The organism is Lactobacillus porci (assembly GCF_009695985.1).
Classification (GTDB): Bacteria; Bacillota; Bacilli; order Lactobacillales; family Lactobacillaceae; genus Lactobacillus; species Lactobacillus absianus.
Map to the genome: position 1 here is coordinate 1 of NZ_VUMX01000031.1, position 17,177 is coordinate 17,177.

General features: G+C 51.2%; 11 protein-coding genes, 5 tRNA genes, 1 rRNA gene and 1 riboswitch. Of the genes, 1 reads left to right on the forward strand and 16 read right to left on the reverse strand.

Annotated elements, in window-relative coordinates:
- Nucleotides 1-191: 191 nt before the first annotated feature.
- The 7 genes from spxB to leuS all read right to left on the reverse strand — a co-directional run bounded on the left by spxB (nucleotide 192) and on the right by leuS (nucleotide 11,829).
- Nucleotides 192-2,042 (reverse strand): pyruvate oxidase, encoded by a 1,851-nt coding sequence (gene spxB / locus FYJ62_RS08955; RefSeq protein WP_154549349.1) that lies wholly within the window; start codon nucleotides 2,040-2,042, stop codon nucleotides 192-194.
- Between the two features lie 237 nt (nucleotides 2,043-2,279).
- Nucleotides 2,280-3,509 (reverse strand): hypothetical protein, encoded by a 1,230-nt coding sequence (locus FYJ62_RS08960; RefSeq protein WP_154549350.1) that lies wholly within the window; start codon nucleotides 3,507-3,509, stop codon nucleotides 2,280-2,282.
- 210 nt (nucleotides 3,510-3,719) lie between these two features.
- On the reverse strand, nucleotides 3,720-6,134 hold the full coding sequence (ppsA, locus tag FYJ62_RS08965; protein ID WP_154549351.1) for a phosphoenolpyruvate synthase: 2,415 nt from the start codon (nucleotides 6,132-6,134) through the stop codon (nucleotides 3,720-3,722).
- Nucleotides 6,135-6,659: 525 nt separating this feature from the next.
- Complete coding sequence (locus tag FYJ62_RS08970) at nucleotides 6,660-6,989, reverse strand: carboxymuconolactone decarboxylase family protein (protein WP_326832029.1); 330 nt, start codon at nucleotides 6,987-6,989, stop codon at nucleotides 6,660-6,662.
- Between the two features lie 30 nt (nucleotides 6,990-7,019).
- Entirely contained in the window at nucleotides 7,020-7,430 is a 411-nt protein-coding gene (locus FYJ62_RS08975; protein WP_154549353.1) for a cupin domain-containing protein, read from the reverse strand.
- 265 nt (nucleotides 7,431-7,695) lie between these two features.
- On the reverse strand, nucleotides 7,696-9,321 hold the full coding sequence (locus FYJ62_RS08980; RefSeq protein WP_154549354.1) for a putative polysaccharide biosynthesis protein: 1,626 nt from the start codon (nucleotides 9,319-9,321) through the stop codon (nucleotides 7,696-7,698).
- 93 nt (nucleotides 9,322-9,414) lie between these two features.
- A complete protein-coding gene (gene leuS / locus FYJ62_RS08985) occupies nucleotides 9,415-11,829 on the reverse strand; it encodes a leucine--tRNA ligase (RefSeq protein ID WP_154549355.1) in 2,415 nt (804 codons plus the stop codon).
- 305 nt (nucleotides 11,830-12,134) lie between these two features.
- Between leuS and FYJ62_RS08990 the strand changes: the two genes are divergently transcribed.
- Nucleotides 12,135-12,800 (forward strand): phosphatase PAP2 family protein, encoded by a 666-nt coding sequence (locus tag FYJ62_RS08990; protein WP_407657304.1) that lies wholly within the window; start codon nucleotides 12,135-12,137, stop codon nucleotides 12,798-12,800.
- A 71-nt stretch (nucleotides 12,801-12,871) separates the two neighbouring features.
- Here the strand turns inward: FYJ62_RS08990 and FYJ62_RS08995 are convergent, their stop codons facing one another.
- The 9 genes from FYJ62_RS08995 to rrf all read right to left on the reverse strand — a co-directional run bounded on the left by FYJ62_RS08995 (nucleotide 12,872) and on the right by rrf (nucleotide 17,129).
- Nucleotides 12,872-14,335 carry an MDR family MFS transporter gene (locus FYJ62_RS08995; RefSeq protein WP_154549357.1) on the reverse strand — a complete coding sequence of 488 codons (1,464 nt, stop codon included), beginning with the start codon at nucleotides 14,333-14,335 and terminating at the stop codon, nucleotides 12,872-12,874.
- Between the two features lie 61 nt (nucleotides 14,336-14,396).
- Nucleotides 14,397-15,605 carry a methionine adenosyltransferase gene (gene metK, locus FYJ62_RS09000; RefSeq protein ID WP_154549358.1) on the reverse strand — a complete coding sequence of 403 codons (1,209 nt, stop codon included), beginning with the start codon at nucleotides 15,603-15,605 and terminating at the stop codon, nucleotides 14,397-14,399.
- Nucleotides 15,603-15,688, reverse strand: a riboswitch (SMK box riboswitch). (Overlaps the previous gene by 3 nt.)
- A gap of 72 nt (nucleotides 15,689-15,760) precedes the next feature.
- A tRNA-Val gene (locus FYJ62_RS09005) sits at nucleotides 15,761-15,833 on the reverse strand.
- Between the two features lie 3 nt (nucleotides 15,834-15,836).
- Nucleotides 15,837-15,908 (reverse strand) — tRNA-Glu (locus tag FYJ62_RS09010).
- A 136-nt stretch (nucleotides 15,909-16,044) separates the two neighbouring features.
- Nucleotides 16,045-16,118 (reverse strand) — tRNA-Met (locus FYJ62_RS09015).
- 81 nt (nucleotides 16,119-16,199) lie between these two features.
- A complete protein-coding gene (locus FYJ62_RS09020; RefSeq protein WP_154549359.1) occupies nucleotides 16,200-16,556 on the reverse strand; it encodes a PAS domain-containing protein in 357 nt (118 codons plus the stop codon).
- Nucleotides 16,557-16,828: 272 nt separating this feature from the next.
- Nucleotides 16,829-16,919: transfer RNA gene (locus FYJ62_RS09025), tRNA-Ser, on the reverse strand.
- Nucleotides 16,920-16,934: 15 nt separating this feature from the next.
- A tRNA-Asn gene (locus tag FYJ62_RS09030) sits at nucleotides 16,935-17,007 on the reverse strand.
- A gap of 5 nt (nucleotides 17,008-17,012) precedes the next feature.
- Nucleotides 17,013-17,129: ribosomal RNA gene (gene rrf, locus FYJ62_RS09035) — 5S ribosomal RNA — on the reverse strand.
- Between the last annotated feature and the right edge of the window lie 48 nt (nucleotides 17,130-17,177).

The window sequence follows — 17,177 nt, forward strand, 5'->3', positions numbered from 1 at the left end:
CCTTGTATGATCCTCTGCCATTAAGATAATCGGAAGCAACTTGTACTTTTAATTCGGATGAATATTTGGTCATAAAGATACCCCACAATCGTTAGATGTCTATGTCTAACAATTGTAGGGCACTTCATCAGTTTCGAGGGGATTTTTATCGCGTCTTTTATTTAGTAGGAAGGAACTTCGCGAGCTGGAGTTTAGTGAGAAGCACCGGAAGTCGTGTCAGGAGCGTTTTCTGGCTTAGAAGCGCTTGATACGGCTTGAACCTTCAAAGCTTCACTCTTGTCTTCTGAGTGGCCGGAAGCGCCTGAGGCCGTGTCAATGTTCAGCCCAAACTTGTCAGCAAAGTATGAGAATGGGTGCAGGGCTTCAGCGTGGTAGTACTTCACGAATTCCGGGTCGTCCAAAGTGTTCAATTCAGTTGAGTAAGCCATGTGCTTGGTGTACTTAACGTCGATGAAGGCAGGACCATCCATCTTCTTCCATTCCTTAACGGCTGCTTCGAATTCAGCCTTGTCGTGAGCAGTAAAGGCCTTCACGTTCATGCCTTCGGCTACCTTAGCCCAGTCGTTGTCTGGCAGGATGACGCCTGAAAGCGGCTGGTTTGATTCGTCGCGTTGTTCAGCTTCGATGTAGCCCAAAGTTTCGTTGGTGAAGACTACAGTCAGAACGTGCATGTTGTAGCGAGCCATGGTCAACAGTTCTTCGCTCATCATCGCGAAGCCACCGTCACCAGCCAGGTGCCATACTTCACGGTCTGGGTAGGCAGTAGCGGCCGCCATGGCAGCTGGTGAGCCGTAACCCATCGTCGCGTACAAGCCTGAAGTAGTCCAGCGCTGCTTGCCGTTCATTTCCAACAAGCGGCAGTGGTCCATGTCGACGTTGCCGACGTCAATGGCAAAAACGGCATCGTCAGCGGCTTCCTTGTTGATAACGTCCCAGATTGGTTCTTGGCGAACGCGCCCTTCGTCCTTCAAGTGGTCATCAGCAAAGGATTTGCGCCATGCATCCCATTCTTCACGGTCAGCCAAAGCTGCCTTGTAAAGCGGTGATTCTTCGCGGGCTTCGCCAGCGTCGATCAGGGCCCGCAATGCCTTCTTGGCGTCAGCCTTCATGGCTACGTCTACTGAGTGGCGCTTGCCAAGCTTTTCTGGGTCAACGTCGATTTGGATGACCTTAGCGTCCTTAGGGAACCACAGAATTGAGAATGGTGAGTTGTTGCCGACCCAAACTACCAGGTCAGTGTGGCCTTGAACTTCGTTAGGAGCCTTAGCGCCGATTCTGCCGATCGTGCCGAGGTATGGCTTGAATGAGTCTTCAACGATCCCCTTGCCCAAATATGATGACATCATTGGCATCTTGAACTTGTCTGAGAATTCCTTCAATTCTTCAGCAGCGCCTGAAGCACCCAAGCCGAAGTAGACGACTGGGTTCTTGGCTGCCTTGATCAAGGCAGCGGCAGCTTCAACGCTTTCCTTGGTTGGGCCAGCGTAGTTGTCAGCTGACAGGTTGTTGGCTGATACGCGGTAGTTGTCGTCGATTTCTTGCCAGCCGAAGTCCTTAGGAATGATCAAGACTGCCGGCCCCTTCTTAGCGTAGGCCGTCCGGATCGCGGTGTCCATTAAGACCGGCAAGGATTCCTTAGTCTTGGCTTGGTGAACCCAAACGGCAACATCGCGGAACCAAGGCATTTCGTCAAAGGCTTGGAAGAAGTTGACGTCTTGCCGAGAAGTTGGCACGTTAGCGACCAAAGCAACCAATGGGGTCTTGTCGTATTTAGCATCATACAGACCATTCATCAGGTGAACGGCACCAGGGCCGGCTGAGCCCATGCAGACGCCGAGCTTGCCAGTCAGCTTGTATTCAGCTGAAGCAGCCAAGGCAGCAGCTTCTTCATGACGGACCTCAATGAACTTGACCGTGTCTTGCATTTCATAGATCGCGTTCATGGTTGAGTCAAATGATCCGCCTGGCAGACCGTACAAGTGGTCAATGCCCCACTTATTCATAACATCTAAAACAGCGTTAGCACCTTTAATTTTAGCCATAAGTGAATCTCCTTGCGTTCTTACTTATCTTTTTACTTACACTTGTAATTATATGCCTCCTGAAAACGCTGTCAATATTGTGAAAGTAGTAATTAATCCGGTTACATTTGCCAGTGTTTTCTTTCGTTTGCGCAAGCGGCTTTCAGGCTAACCATAAGTTCAATTGGCTAAAACAGTTCTGCATCCCCTGCCAAGAAAAAAGAGACCCAAACGGGTCTCTAAAAAACGCAAAGCGCTTTAAGCTTCTTCAAATTCAATGATACTCTTGGTTGAAATGTAGGCTGGCGCGAATTGGCCCCAGTTGTACTTTTCAACCTTCAAGAAGTCACCTGCCTTGGCAGAAACGACGTATTCGGCACACTCTTCCAAGTTCTTGAACTGGTCAGTGTAGAAGGTTCCCTTCTCAGTCACCAGCTTCAGCTTGCCGGCAAACATTTCCCGCTTCTTGGCATAATTTTCACGACCATTGCGGTGGTTGTCGCGGTAGCCATTTTGCCGGCCGCCATTGTCCCGGTCATGGTAGTCGCTGCCATTGCGGCGCTTGTAGCTGCCTCTTTGGCGATTGCCGTAGCGGCTTTCGCGCTTGCGGACGACGAAGCGCTGATCGCCAGCATTCTTCTCTTCTGCCTGTTCTTCTGGCTTTTCGGCCGTTGGTTCGGCAGGCTCGGTTGATGCTGGCTGTTCTGCCACCGGCTTTTCCGGCTTTTCCCCTTCTTGCTGATCCATCGCAAATGGCAATTCTACTTCTGGATGGCTGGTAATGCGTTCATTTTCTGGGGCTTCCGCCTTGGCTGGCCGCGGCATCTTCTTGACGAAGTGCGGACCAGCTGCCGGCTTTTCTTCTGCCTTGACCTCTTCTGCTGCTTCTGGCTGTTCTTCTGGCTTTTTGGCAGCCTGTTCTTCCTTTTTCTTTGCTTCTGCTGCTTTGACTTCAGGCTGTTCTTCTGTCTCAGCCACCTTTTCAGCCGTTGCTGCTTCTGCTTTGACCTCTTCTGCCGCTTTTGCTTCTTCGGCAGCTTCTGGCTTTTCGACAGCTTCTACCGGCTTCTCCTTGACTTCAGCCTTTTCATCATCGTCAAAGTGGTCTTGGATGTACTGAACGGCAGCTGGGCCCCAGAACTTCTTATTGTGGTTCTTCTCGTCAATGAAGTCTGGCTTGATTTCCTTATGCTCCCGGATGAAAGTGCGCAGCTTCTTCTTTCCCAGGCCAGTCGTTTCCGCGATGGCATTGATGTCCAGCAAGCCATCGTGCGTGGCTGGCGACGCATTTTGCACGGACTTGGGCACCTGCTTGCCTAAATCCTGGAAGATCTGGCCCAGCGCTCGCTCGTCATAAAACTTGGTTCCGCTCGGATCAACCAGCGCTGGCTTGAACTTAAACTTCATGTTTACCAGGTAATAGATTTGCTGGCTGGAGACCTTGGCCAGCTTTGCGATTTGATCCATTGAATAGTATTGTTGTGCCATTTTCGTTAACTCCCTCTTCTGTTCCTTGCCTGCTAATTTTCCTTAATTTTTTAAGCAATCTAAAGGCTATCATGATAATTCATTTTTCATTTTACGTCATTTTGCCCGCAATTGCGCACAATTTGCGAAAATTGCACAAAAAAGAAGAAACCACCGAAGCGGTTTCTTCTTTCATTTTTAAGATATGTGATTTAACAATACAGGCACTGACTACCAGTCGTAGTCTTCAGTGTCTTGGATGCCCAAGCCGGTTGCCTTGTCGAGCAGGATTCTTTGCTCGAAGTGGGCAACGTTGAGCTTGGTTTCCTTGACCATGTCTGGGTTGACTGACACGTAGTCAATCCCGCTGCGTACCAAGAACTCAGTGAAGTCTGGGTATTCAGACGGTGCTTGGCCACAGATGGAAACAACCTTGCCATCCTTGTGGGCAGTCTTGATCAAGTGCCGGATTGCCCGCTTGACCGCCAAGTTGCGCTCGTCGTAAAGGGCAGATACGCGGTCGTTGTTCCGGTCAGTCCCCATGATCAGCATGGTCAAGTCGTTGGAGCCGATTGAGTAGCCGTCAACAAACTTGTTAAACTTGTCGGCCAGGATAATGTTTGAAGGAATTTCAGCCATCATGTAGACCTTGAAGTCGCGGCTGCGCTCCAAGCCTTCATCTGCCATGATCTTAGTCACCTTTTCCGCCTCTTCGACAGTCCGGCAGAATGGAATCATGACGTTCAGGTTCTTCAAGCCATATTCGTTTCTTACCTTCTTGACTGCTTCCAGCTCCAGCTTGAAGGCTTCAATGTACTTCGGGTCATAATAGCGGCTTGCCCCGCGCCAGCCAAGCAGGTCGGCCGGTTCATGCGGTTCAAACTTGTCCCCGCCCTTCAAGTTGCGGTATTCACTGGACTTGAAGTCTGAGAATCTCAAAACGACTGGTCTTGGGTTCATTGCCCGGCAGACCTTGGAGATCCCGTTGGCCAATTCGTTGACGACGCGCTCTGGGTGACCAGTTTCGATCAAGTACAGCGGGTGCTGGTGGATGTAAGTGGTCCACAAGAATTCTTCCCGCATCAGGCCGATCCCGTCAGCTGGCAGAGTTGAGTACTTGTCAGCCAAGTCAGGGTCACCCAAGTTCATCATGACTCTCGTAGCCGTTGGTGGGAAGTATTCAGCCGCAACCGCAGTTTGCACGGTGTTTTCCTTCTTAGGCTTAACGATTTCCTCGGCTACCCCTTGGTAAACGATCCCGTTCTTGGCGTCAACGGTAACTTCTTGGCCAGTCTTCAAGATTCTGGTTGCGAAAGTGCCGCGGCTGGCAGTCCCGACAATACATGGGATCTGCATTTCACGAGAAACGATCGCCGCGTGGCAGGTCATCCCACCGTTGTTGGTAATGATGGCGGCAGCCTTCTTCATCGCTGGTACCCAGTCTGGTGAGGTCATCAAGGTAACCAGAATTTCGCCCTTCTTGAATTCGCCAATGTCCTTCGGGTCATCGATGACGTGCACGATCCCAGAAGCTACGCCTGGGCTGGCTGGCAGACCCTTAACCAGAACTTTGTTGCTTGATTCAGCAACTTCCTTCTCTTCGGCAGGCTTCTCGCCTTCCTTCTTGCGTTGTGACCAAACGGTTTCCGGACGGGCTTGTACGAGCCACAACTTGTCATTCTCGTCGCGTGACCATTCCATGTCCATGTAGCAGCCATAGTGCTGTTCGATCTGCTTTGCATAGCCAGCCAGCTCAATGACTTGCTCATCGGTCAAGCAGGCACTCTTAGCCACGTCTTCTGGCACGTCGCGCTGCTCAACCCCGCCGCCTGGGAGCCGGATCAATTCAATGTTCTTATTGTTGATCGTCTTGCGGCTGATCTTCATGGTTTCCTTGTCAACTTCAAAGTTGTCAGGAGTAACCGTCCCTTGAACGATGTATTCGCCCAAGCCCCATGACCCTTCGATCATGACCTTGGTGTCATCACCGTTGGCAACGTTGACCGTGAACATGACGCCGGCAGCCTTTGAGAAGGCCATCATCTGTACGGCAGCTGACAAGGCGACCTTCTCTTGTGGGAACTTCTGCTTGATCCGGTAGTAGGTTGCCCGGTCAGTAAACAGTGAAGCGTAACAGTCTTGAACCTTGCGGATTACGTCCTTGCGGCCGCGAACGTTAAGGTAAGTGTCTTGTTCGCCAGCGAAGGAAGCGTCTGGCAAGTCTTCGGCGGTCGCACTTGAACGAACGGCTACGTAAGGCTCGTTTTGACCGGTGATCTGTGCCAAGCGGTCATAAGAGTTGCCGATATCTTCTGCCAGGTCTTCTGGCATTGGCGCTTCGCGCATGATCTTTCTGATTTGGCTGCATACCCGGTGAAGCTCTTCAGAATCTTCTGGATCCTTCAGGGTAGCAAGCAAGGCATTTACCTTTTCGTTCAGGCCATTGACTTTCATGAAATGACGATAACCGTGGGCAGTAGTCGCGAACCCGTAAGGAACAGGAACGTTGGTGCCTGAAGTTAATTCACCCAATGATGATGATTTACCGCCAACCAGAGGCACGTCCGCGCGGCGCAGCTGGTTGAACCAAAGTACATAAGCATTCTTACGTTCTTCTTCAGTTAATTCTTTCTTTTCAACATCCATTGTTTTCACCTCATATCAAAAAATGTCATGGTGTATTCAGCTTTGTAAGCCTTTTCACCTTTCACCTATGATTATTGTCCTTTTGTGAAAAAATGTCAACTATTTTTAAAATAATTTTTGCATTATATTTTCGTAACCGCTTTATCTACCGCTGTTATCGGGATCTTATGGTAATTTTCCTTCCCGTTTTATGAGAAAAATTTGAGATTATATTCACAAATAGCACAATAGTTTTATCGGGCGACCGGGCTTCAAGCCCTCATAGGCCGGCATTTGTGTCAGGTTTGCGTTTCCGCTTTCATAAGCCAAAATTGACATTTTTGCTCAACTGTCTGCTTCTTCTGCTGCAGATTGCGGGCAACTTTTTGCCATTTTTATCATAAAAGAAGGTAAATATTATCTTTTGTTTGAAAAGATCTGGCAATAATTGGAATGAGCTGAAGGCAAAGACCACAAAACGTGCAAAAAGTCCTGCCGTCAATTAAGATGGCAGGACTTCTTTTGCAGATTTTTTCTTTATCTCAATCAGGCTTCCTCGCTTCCCCAGACTTCTTCAATCATCGGGAAGGTTGACCAAGCCTTGGGCCAGCCGCAGTAAAAGGCCAGCTGAGTGACCAGCTCCACGGCCTCTTCCTTGCTGATGCCGTGCCGCTTGCCAATTTCCAAGTGGGCCTTGAGCTGCGGGTACAAGCCAGCTGAAAACAGGGCGGCGATCGTAATCATGCTCCGGTCGCGGGCAGAAAGCTTGTCTTCCCTTGACCAGACTTGCCCAAACAGAACGTCATCATTTAATTCCGCGAACTTTGGGGCTAGCTTGCCCAGATGATCGCGACCAGCAGTTTGTTTCTCCACTATCATTAGCTCCTTTTCTCTTGTTCTTGCTTTTTAGCGCAGACTCTCGTAAAAAGCCTGGTCTACCGGCTCTTGCCAGTTGGTGTCTTCATCCCCGACAATGATGGATAAGTGGCTGAACCAGGAATCCCGAGCGGCCCCATGCCAGTGGCGGGTGTCAGCTTCAATCACGACCACCGTGCCTTCTGTCATCTTGATCGGTTCTGTGCCTTCTTTTTGCACCCAGCCTTCACCGCCGGTGCCGATCAGGATCTGCGGAAGATTGTGGCTGTGCCAGTGGTTGATGGTTCCAGGCGCGAAAGTTACCTGGGCAACGTGTGCCTTAGCCCCATTACCTTCGGCCAGGCCGTGCAGATAGCTCTTGCCGGTAAAATACTTTTCATATGGATTCAAGACGCCAAAGCCAAAGGCGCTGTTCTTGACGCTTTCTTCATTCTTAGCCATTTTTTGCCTCACGATCTGTTTGCTTACCGAACTTTTGCTTTTTATCTTTGCTTATAATAATAAAATTCTGGCCAAAAATTCGCTAATAGCAATTCATCAAGTCGCGACTTGCACTTTTTGCATAGGTATCCCCTAAAACGCCAGGGCATTAAGTCACTGGCCAAAACAGCACAAAAAAACACTCATCTAACGATGAGTGTTCCAAGGGCTCCAGCTTAAAGGCAATAGCTTAATTGCCCTAAAACAGGAGTTGCTTTCTTGGGTTTTAATCTAAGTGCAGCATATGGGTAATGCGGGTGACGCGGCTGCCCAAAACCCGTTCAGCCAGGCCGGACTTCAGGGTCAAGCCGCCGTAAACGACTACCCCGGCCAAGACGCCGACCCCGCACAGGGCAAAGGCTGGCATCCGCCGGTCAAGCGGCAGGAAGAGGCTGCAGACTTTCACAGCCAGGCAGACGGCCGCGAACATGATCAAGCTGAAGCTGGCAATGCCGATAAAGCGGCGCATGGTCCGGTCAGACCGCCATCCGTACTTGACTGCCAAGTGCTTCAAAGAACAGGCAATCACTGCCAGCAGGCCGATATTCGTCGCCAAAAGCGGTCCATAGACCTTGAAGAAGCGGATCATCGGGTACTGCGCCACCGCCTTGATGATCAAGCCGATCACCAGGTAGCGGATAGCATACATGTTCTCATCCAGCCCTTGCAAAATCGCCATCAAGACCGTGAACAGGCCCAAGCTGATTGAGGTAAAGGAGGACAGGTACAAGATGTTGGCCCCCAACTGGTCGTAGCCGTAGAAGATGGTGTACAGCGGCGCGGCAATGGCCGCCATTCCCAAAGCAGCTGGAATCAAGACGAACAAGAAAAGCTCCAGGGTGTTCCCGATCTGGCGGGAAATATCCTTGTAGTCTCCTCGCGCGTGCGCCCCGGACAAAAGCGGAATCGCTGTGACCGCCATGGCCGTGGACAGGGAAACCACGATCATGATCAGCTTGTTGGCGTTCAGGCCAAACAAGGCGTACCAGCTTTCAATCGTATCATATGACGCGTGCGTCAGTCCGGCAATCATCGGGTGGAAAGTATACTGGTCAATCAACTGGAAGAAGTTGATCCCGGAGTCAATGATAATGAACGGGATCGATTGGCCAATAATTTCAAAGAGCAGGCTGTTGGTTGAAACCTGCACCTGGTTGGCTGACCTTCTGACCAAGGGATCCACCTGCCGCTTCTGGCGCAGGTAGAACATCACCAGCATGCCGATGGCGAAAATTGCCCCGATTGCCGCGGCCAGGTTGGACTGGGTTACGGCATCAACGTAGTTGCCATGCTGAACCTGCATGATCACGTAAGCCGTCGCCAGCATCCAGATCACCCGGGCCAGCTGCTCCGCGAACTGTGACATGGCACTTGGCATCATGTCGTTAAAGCCCTGGAAATAGCCTCTGAAGATGCTCAGGATCGGAATGATCAAGATGGCATAGGACAGGCTGCGGATGACCGGAATCTCCTGCTGGTTGAAACTGGCAAAAACCGGCGCGCAAAAGTACATGATCGCGGCGGCAATGACCCCAAAGACGGACATCAGGCCCAAGCCGTGCTTAAACAGCTTGCGCCCAACGCCATACTCATTCAAGGCATTGTACTTGGCGATCTGCTTGGCGACTGCCCCCGGAATGCCGGCCGTTGAAATGATGATGAACAAGCTGTAGATGTTGTAGCTCTTCGCCGTCAGCGAATTGGCCAGGTTCCCATACTTGCCCATCCAGGCATACCAAGGAATGATGTAGATCGCACCCAAGATCCGTGACACGATTGACCCGAAGGTCATCCAAGCCGAACCCTTCAACAGCTGCGCTTGCGAGTTGTTCTGTGATTTGTTTCTTGCCATAAATTTTCCCTAACTTCTATACTTCAACCTTATATCTTATGACAGATTTGGCTTGAAATATACCATTTTGTTGTTTATTTAGGAAAAATTAGATTATTTGGCAACGATGTTGACGATCTTGTTTGGTACGACGACGATCTTCTTGATTTCCTTGCCGTCAACGAATTCCTTGACGTGTTCAAGCTCGAGAGCTTGCTTTTGCAGGTCATCCTTGCTTGCATCCTTGTTAGCAGTGAAGATGCCCCGCTTCTTGCCGTTGACCATGACTGGGATTTCAACGGTTGCTTCAACCAGCTTGCTTGCGTCGTAGCTTGGCCATGGAGCCAGCTGAACTGATTCGTTGTGGCCAAGGACTTGCCAGATTTCTTCCATCATGTGCGGTGCGACTGGAGCCAACAGCTTGACGAAGCCTTCAGCGTATTCCCGTGGAATCTTGTCGACCTTTTGGCAGGCGTTAATGAAGACCATCATTTGTGAGATAGCAGTGTTGAAGTGCAGCTGCTCGAAGTGGTCGGTTACCACCTTAACGGTTTGGTTGTAGAGCTTGTCCAGCTTGCCGTCATTTTCATCAGAGATCTTGTCGCTTGGAATTGGGTCCAGGTCAAGGTCGTTGACGAAGGTCCGCCATACTCTATCCAGGAACTTCTTTACCCCGCTTGGGCCGTTGTCGTCCCAGTCGATTGAGGCGTTCAATGGGCCCATGAACATTTCGTAGGTCCGCAGACTGTCGGCACCGTATTCAGCAACGACGTCGTCTGGGTTGACCACGTTGCCCTTGGACTTGGACATCTTTTCGTGGTTCTTCAGGATCAGCCCTTGGTTGTACAGCTTTTGGAATGGTTCCTTGGTTGGAACGACGCCCAGGTCGTACAGGAACTTGTGCCAGAATCTAGCGTAAAGCAAGTGCAGGGTCGCGTGTTCAGCCCCGCCGATGTAAAGGTCGACTGGCATCCAGGTCTTGAGCAGGTCTGGGTCAGCCAGGCACTTGTCGTTGTTTGGATCCACGTAGCGCAGGAAGTACCAGCTTGAGCCAGCCCATTGCGGCATGGTGTTGGTTTCCCGCTTGCCCTTGCGGCCGTTTTCGTCAACCACGTTTACCCAATCTTTCAAGTTGGCCAATGGGCTTTCTGGCGTGCCTGAAGGCTGAATGTTGGTTGCCTTTGGCAGGCGCAGCGGCAATTCATCTTCTGGAACCAAAGTGGTTTCGCCGTCTTCCCAGTGGATGACCGGAATTGGCTCACCCCAGTAGCGTTGACGGGAGAAGTCCCAGTCCCGCATCTTGTAGTTGACCTTCTTTTCGCCGAAGCCCTTGTCTTCCAGCCAGTCAACCATCCGCTTCTTGGCTTCTTCGTTGTGCAGGCCGTCCAAGAAGTCAGAGTTGACGTGGGCACCGTCGCCGGCGTAGGCTTCCTTCTCGATCTGGCCGCCTTGTACGACTTCCTTGATTGGCAGGTGGAACTTGCTTGCAAAGGCGTAGTCACGCTCATCGTGGGCTGGTACGGCCATTACGGCACCAGTACCGTATGAAGCCAGAACGTAGTCTGAGATCCAGATTGGCACGGCTTCGCCGTTGACTGGGTTGATCGCATAGGCACCGGTAAATACCCCGGTCTTGTCCTTGTTCAAGTCAGTTCTTTCCAAGTCAGACTTGGATTCAATAGACTTGATGTAGGCATCGACGGCTGCTTTTTGTTCAGGAGTGGTGATTTCTTGAACCAGGTCGCTTTCTGGAGCCAAAACCGTGTAGGTGCACCCAAACAAGGTGTCCGGACGGGTAGTGAAGACGTCAAAGCTCTTATCGGAGTCCTTTACTTGGAAGGTAACTTGGGCACCAACTGAACGGCCGATCCAGTTTCTTTGCATTTCCTTGATTGGCTCTGGCCAGTCCAAGTCATCCAAGTCTTCCAAAAGACGGTCCGCGTAAGCGGTGATCCGCAGCATCCATTGCCGCATCTTCCGCCGATAGACTGGGAAGCCGCCACGTTCGGTCTTGCCGTCGATAACTTCTTCGTTGGCAACGACCGTCCCCAAGTCTGGTGACCAGTTGACCGGCACTTCAGCCTCGTATGCCAAGCCCTTCTTGTACATTTGCTCGAAGATCCATTGGGTCCACTTGTAGTAGTTAGGATCAGTCGTCTTCAATTCGCGGTCCCAGTCATATGAGAAGCCAAGGCTTTGCAGCTGCTCCTTGAAGCGGGCAATGTTCTTGTCCGTGAAGGTTGCAGGGTCATTGCCAGTCTGCAGGGCATATTGTTCTGCTGGCAGACCAAAAGCATCCCAGCCCATTGGGTGCAGCACGTTGTAGCCTTGGGCCCGCTTCATTCTGGCCATGATGTCAGTAGCGGTGTAGCCTTCTGGGTGGCCGACGTGCAGCCCCTTGCCTGATGGGTAAGGGAACATGTCAAGAACGTAATACTTTGGCTTGTTGGGGTCAGTCCCGGTCTTGAACGTCTCGTGTTCAGCCCAGTACTTTTGCCACTTCTTTTCAACGACTTTGTGGTTGTACATACTATGAAATCCTTCCTAAAACAAAAAAACGCCCTATGTCATGACATAGGACGAGTTGAATATCGCGGTACCACCTAAGTTCCGCGCCTTTAGGCGCGACACTCTTTGTTCCTTAAAGCGGAACAGCACTTCAGACCTGATGCACGGGCGAGTTCGAAATCGTGACTTAGGGTCTCGCAGCACCGGCCCCTCTCTGCAAAGTTTAAGATTTCTAATACTCCCTGCTTCTGAACTTTATTATTTTCTCAATAATGATTATACTTTACCACATAAGTCAAATTTTACAAGAGGGGAAGAGTTTTTTGATAAATAATAAAAATAACGGCCAGCACCGGGTCCTCCTCGGCTTTGGCCTGGCTTTTTTAGTAATCTTCGCGGTCTGGGTTGGCTTGGTTGCCAGCCAGTCCAGTTTTATTGCCGGCTATGACCGGGCGATCTATGGCGCCATTCGGAACAGCAATCAGGCTGAATACCGGCTCGCGTCGCTTTGGACCCAGGTTGGCGATACGATCGTCATCACCACAATTTCAATCGCCCTCGTGCTCATCCTGGCCATCTTCAAAAAATACGGCTACGCGATCTTCACGAGCCTGGTCATGATCTGCGCCAATGGCTGCAACTCGATCATCAAGCACGTCGTAAAACGGCAAAGACCGCGCATCGCCGCGTCCTTGAACGCGACTGGCTTCTCATTCCCGTCTGGCCACTCAGTCGGGTCCATGTCGCTGGCGATCGTGCTGATCACCCTGATCTGCCTGCTGGTCAAGCAAAAGCCGGCCAAGACGATCTTAATCGCCCTCTGCGTCTGCTTCACCCTGTCGATCGGCTTCACCAGAATGTACCTGCACGTCCACTGGCCAAGCGACGTGACTGGCGGCTGGCTTGAAGGGTTGACCTTTGGGCTTCTGGGCGCCTGGATCCTGCTTTGGAGTGAAGAGCGCAAGGCCGCCAAAGAAAGACTTTGGCAATAGCAACCCGCAAATCAAAGGCAAAATAGCAAAAAAGACCGCTAGCAGCGCTAGTGGTCTTTTTGCATGATTTTTTATTGCCTGTTTGCCTGCTCTTTTTGTCCTTTGTAAATATGGTTGAAGACCAAGGAAAGCAGCAAAGCCGCCAGGGAAAGCAGGTAGATCCCTCGCATGGACGAGCGCAGGATCTCCCGCAGCGGCGCCAGACTGGATGCTGGCAAGGTCTTGGCCTGGGCCGCGGAAACGATCTTGTTCATCATTTGGCTGGTCAAGCCTGGGTGCTTGGCCAGGCCGCTGGCAATCACGCCGTTAAAGACCATCCCGTAGCAGACCATCATCATGGTCTGTCCCAAGTACTTCATCAAGGTGTTAAACGAAGTCGCCACGCCGACTTCCGTAGGCTTGACGACCGCTTGGGCCTGCACCTGGCTGGCTGTGGTCATGGCCCCAAAGCCGGTCCCATGGAAGAAGGAAGCGACGCAGAAGCACCAAAATGGCGTATAAGTCGGGAAAAAGACCAAGGCCAGGTCAGCCGCGATCAACAAAGCAATCGCGGCGTCAAAGAACTTCTGTGACCCCCAACGGCCCATTAAGTCGCCGGCCAGGAAAGAGCCAAAGACCCACATCAAAGCACTTGGGGTAACGGCGAAGCCGGCCAAGGTAGCCGGCAGGCCATTGATCCCCTGCAACCAGGTTGGAATGTAGAACTCAAGTCCGATGACCACGCCCGAAACCAGCAGCTGCAGCATGTTGACCCCAACGAATTCCCGGTTTTTGAGAATCTCAAAAGGAATGATCGGATCGTCCGCCCGGCGTTCGATTTTGATAAAGGCCCAGCAAGCCGCAACCGCCACCAGAGCCAAGAGAACTTCCGGCCAAGAGAAACCGGATTCCAATTCCTGCAAGAGGACCATCACGGCCAGGATCAAGGTCACCAGGGCCAAGCTGCCGGCCAAGTCAATCTTGAGCTTGCCGCGGCTCTTTTCTTCGTGCAGGAAGAACTGGACGATCAAAAAGGCGATGATGCCAATCGGCACGTTGATAAAGAAAACCCAGTGCCAGGACAGCCGCTGCACGATCAAGCCGCCCAATACCGGCGCGATGACCGAAGCCAGGCCCCAAAAAGCGGACGTCAGCCCCAGCATCTTGGCCCGCTTGTCGATCGGGTACATGTCAGCCAGAACCGTGGCCCCTGCCGTCTGAATTGCCCCAGAACCCAAGCCCTGGATGGCTCTGAAGATGATCAATTCAACCATATTGGTCGAGAGCCCGCAAAGCGCCGAACCCACGACAAAAATTCCAATGCCAAACAAAAAAACTGGCCGTCGCCCAATGCTATCAGCCAGTTTCCCATAAATTGGCGTTGAAACAGCCGTCATCAGCAAGAAGACGGACACGACCCAGCTCATGATGGCCAAGCCATCCAGATCAGACACGATCGTGGGCATCGCCGTGGAAACGATCGTCCCCTCAATCGCTGACATAAAGGTCGTGATAAAAACAGCGAGCGTGACCATTTGCACGTTTGTTTTTTTCATGTTTTCTCCAACTAATTTATGTTACGTTTTGTACTAATTGTCCAAAATTTGCTATTCGATTTTACTTTGCCGGCGCGTGCTTTTCGACAAAGTCCCGCAAGACCTGAACGCGGTCGGTGTGCTCCCAAGGCAAATCCACGTCAGTCCGGCCGAAGTGGCCGTAAGCCGCGGTCTGCTTGTAGATTGGCCGGCGCAGGTCCAGCATCTTGATAATGCCTGCTGGACGCAGGTCAAAGGAAGCACGGACCGCTTGCATCAGCAGCTGGTCGCTGACCTTGCCAGTCCCGGCAGTGTCCACCATGATTGAGACCGGGTGGGCCACGCCAATAGCGTAAGCCAACTGGACCTCGCAGCGGTCGGCCAAGCCGGCAGCCACGATGTTCTTGGCAACGTAGCGGGCTGCGTATGAAGCTGACCGGTCAACCTTAGTGGCGTCCTTGCCTGAGAAGGCGCCGCCGCCGTGGCGGGCATAGCCGCCGTAAGTGTCGACGATGATCTTGCGGCCAGTCAGGCCCGCGTCCCCCTTAGGGCCGCCGATAACGAACCGGCCGGAAGGATTGATCAGGAACTTGGTGTCGTCATCAAGGTATTTGGCAGGAATCACCCGCTTGATCACATCGTTGATCATTGCCGCATGAATTTCTTCATTAGAAACTTCACTGTCGGTCTGGGTTGAGATTACGACCGTGTCAACCCGCTTTGGCTGGTTGTTTTCATCGTATTCAACCGTCACTTGCGCCTTGGCGTCTGGCCGCAGCCAGGTCAAGGTGCCGTCCTTGCGCAATTTTGCCACCCGCTGCATCAGCTTGTGGGCCAAAGAGATCGGCAAAGGCATCAATTCTGGCGTTTCGTTGATGGCAAAGCCAAACATCAAGCCTTGGTCACCGGCACCGATTTGGTCGAGCTCGTCAGTCTCGCCATCAGAATCGCGAACTTCCAGGGCTTCGTCAACGCCGCCGGCAATATCTGGCGACTGCTCGTCGATCGCGAGCAGGATCGCGCAGTTGTCAGCGTCAAAGCCGAGTTCTGGACGGTCGTAGCCGATTTCCTTAATTGTCTGCCGCGCTACCTGTTGGTAGTCAACGTTTGCGGTCGTTGAGATTTCCCCAAACAGCAAAACCAAGCCCGTCGTGACGGAAGTCTCGCAGGCCACGTGGGCTTGCGGATCTTGGGCCAGGACGGCATCCAAAATGGCATCGGAGATTTGGTCAGCAACCTTGTCTGGGTGCCCTTCAGAAACTGATTCAGACGTAAATAAATGTTTTTCCATGTGTATTGTGTCCCCCTATAGACTAGCTACACGGTTACAAGGCATCTTCACTCGCGTGAATCCTATCAGGACTTGTAACAATAATAGTATGATGACTTTGTTGTTCAGATTTTATATTAAAAAAAGATTGCCAATCCTGGCAATCTTCTGAACAATGGAGGATATAGGGCTCGAACCTATGACCTCCTGCTTGTAAGGCAGATGCTCTCCCAGCTGAGCTAATCCTCCATATGACCCGTACGAGATTTGAACTCATGTTACCGCCGTGAAAGGGCGGTGTCTTAACCACTTGACCAACGGGCCGCTTCTTAAGCACGCTCTCTAGTATACATGATTCCTTAGGGAATGCAAGCAAAAAATTGAAATTTTCACTTACGCATGCCAAACGATAAAAAAGAAAGACCACTGAAGCAAATTGTCAGTGGTCTTACAATTATTATAGCGGCGGGGGGGATCGAACCCTCGACCTCCCGGGTATGAACCGGACGCTCTAGCCAGCTGAGCTACACCGCCATAAGCACAATAATTAATATACCAAACCATTCCCCACTTGGGAAGACCTTTTGGCAATTTTTTTGACTTTTTTTAGTGTGCCTATTCTGTCCGCTCAAGTGCCGTTTCCAGCATGTGGCGGGTCTTGAGCTGGCTGATGTCCAGGATCACCACGTAGAAGACCCGGCCAAAGCGGTCCTCATCGACCAGCTTGCCGTTGTCAAAGACTTCCTTGATCTGCCCATCCATGGTCTTGATCCGGTAGTCGATGTAATCATAGGAGCCGCGTTCAAGCTGCTGATCGATTTCTCTATTGACCCGCTCCCGGTCCGCTTCATAAACGATCCCGTCAAAAGTGCGTCCAGTATAGTTCATCAGCTCATCAAAGCTGGTGCAGCCCATCATCGTAATCATTTCCGCGTTGGCAAACAGAATCTCATGATCGCCATCGTGAATCAAAGAACAGCGTCGTGCATACGGTCAATAAGACCACAAAGGTGATCCCCAGCACGTAGATCATGTATTTTCGATAACTCTTCTTCATTGAGGCAAGATCCTTCCAATCCATCCTGACAGCGCATTCAAAACAAAAATATTATACACCAGCTGTTATCTGCTTGACAGTCTGACGCCACAATTAATTAGAACATATAAATATAGTTAAATTGAAATAATCTAGCTGACTTTTGCCAACAAAAAAGGGAATCTCTAACAAGATTCCCTTTACCTAGCGGAGTGTGAGGGATTTGAACCCTCGATACAGGTATTCGCCCGTATACATGATTTCCAATCATGCTCCTTCAGCCACTCGGACAACACTCCATTATTTAATTAAAACTCCGCCTGTCAGACTCGAACTGACGACATCCTGATTAACAGTCAAGCGCTCTACCAACTGAGCTAAGGCGGAATGTCGCACGGCAGCGCCCTATCCTCGCAGGCAGTTTCCCACCAACTACTTTCGGCGCGAAGAAGCTTAACTTCTGTGTTCGGCATGGGAACAGGTGTATCCTTCTTGCCACTGCCACCGCACTCTTTTCTTTGAGCTTGCACGCTCAAAACTGAATACTCTCATCCAAG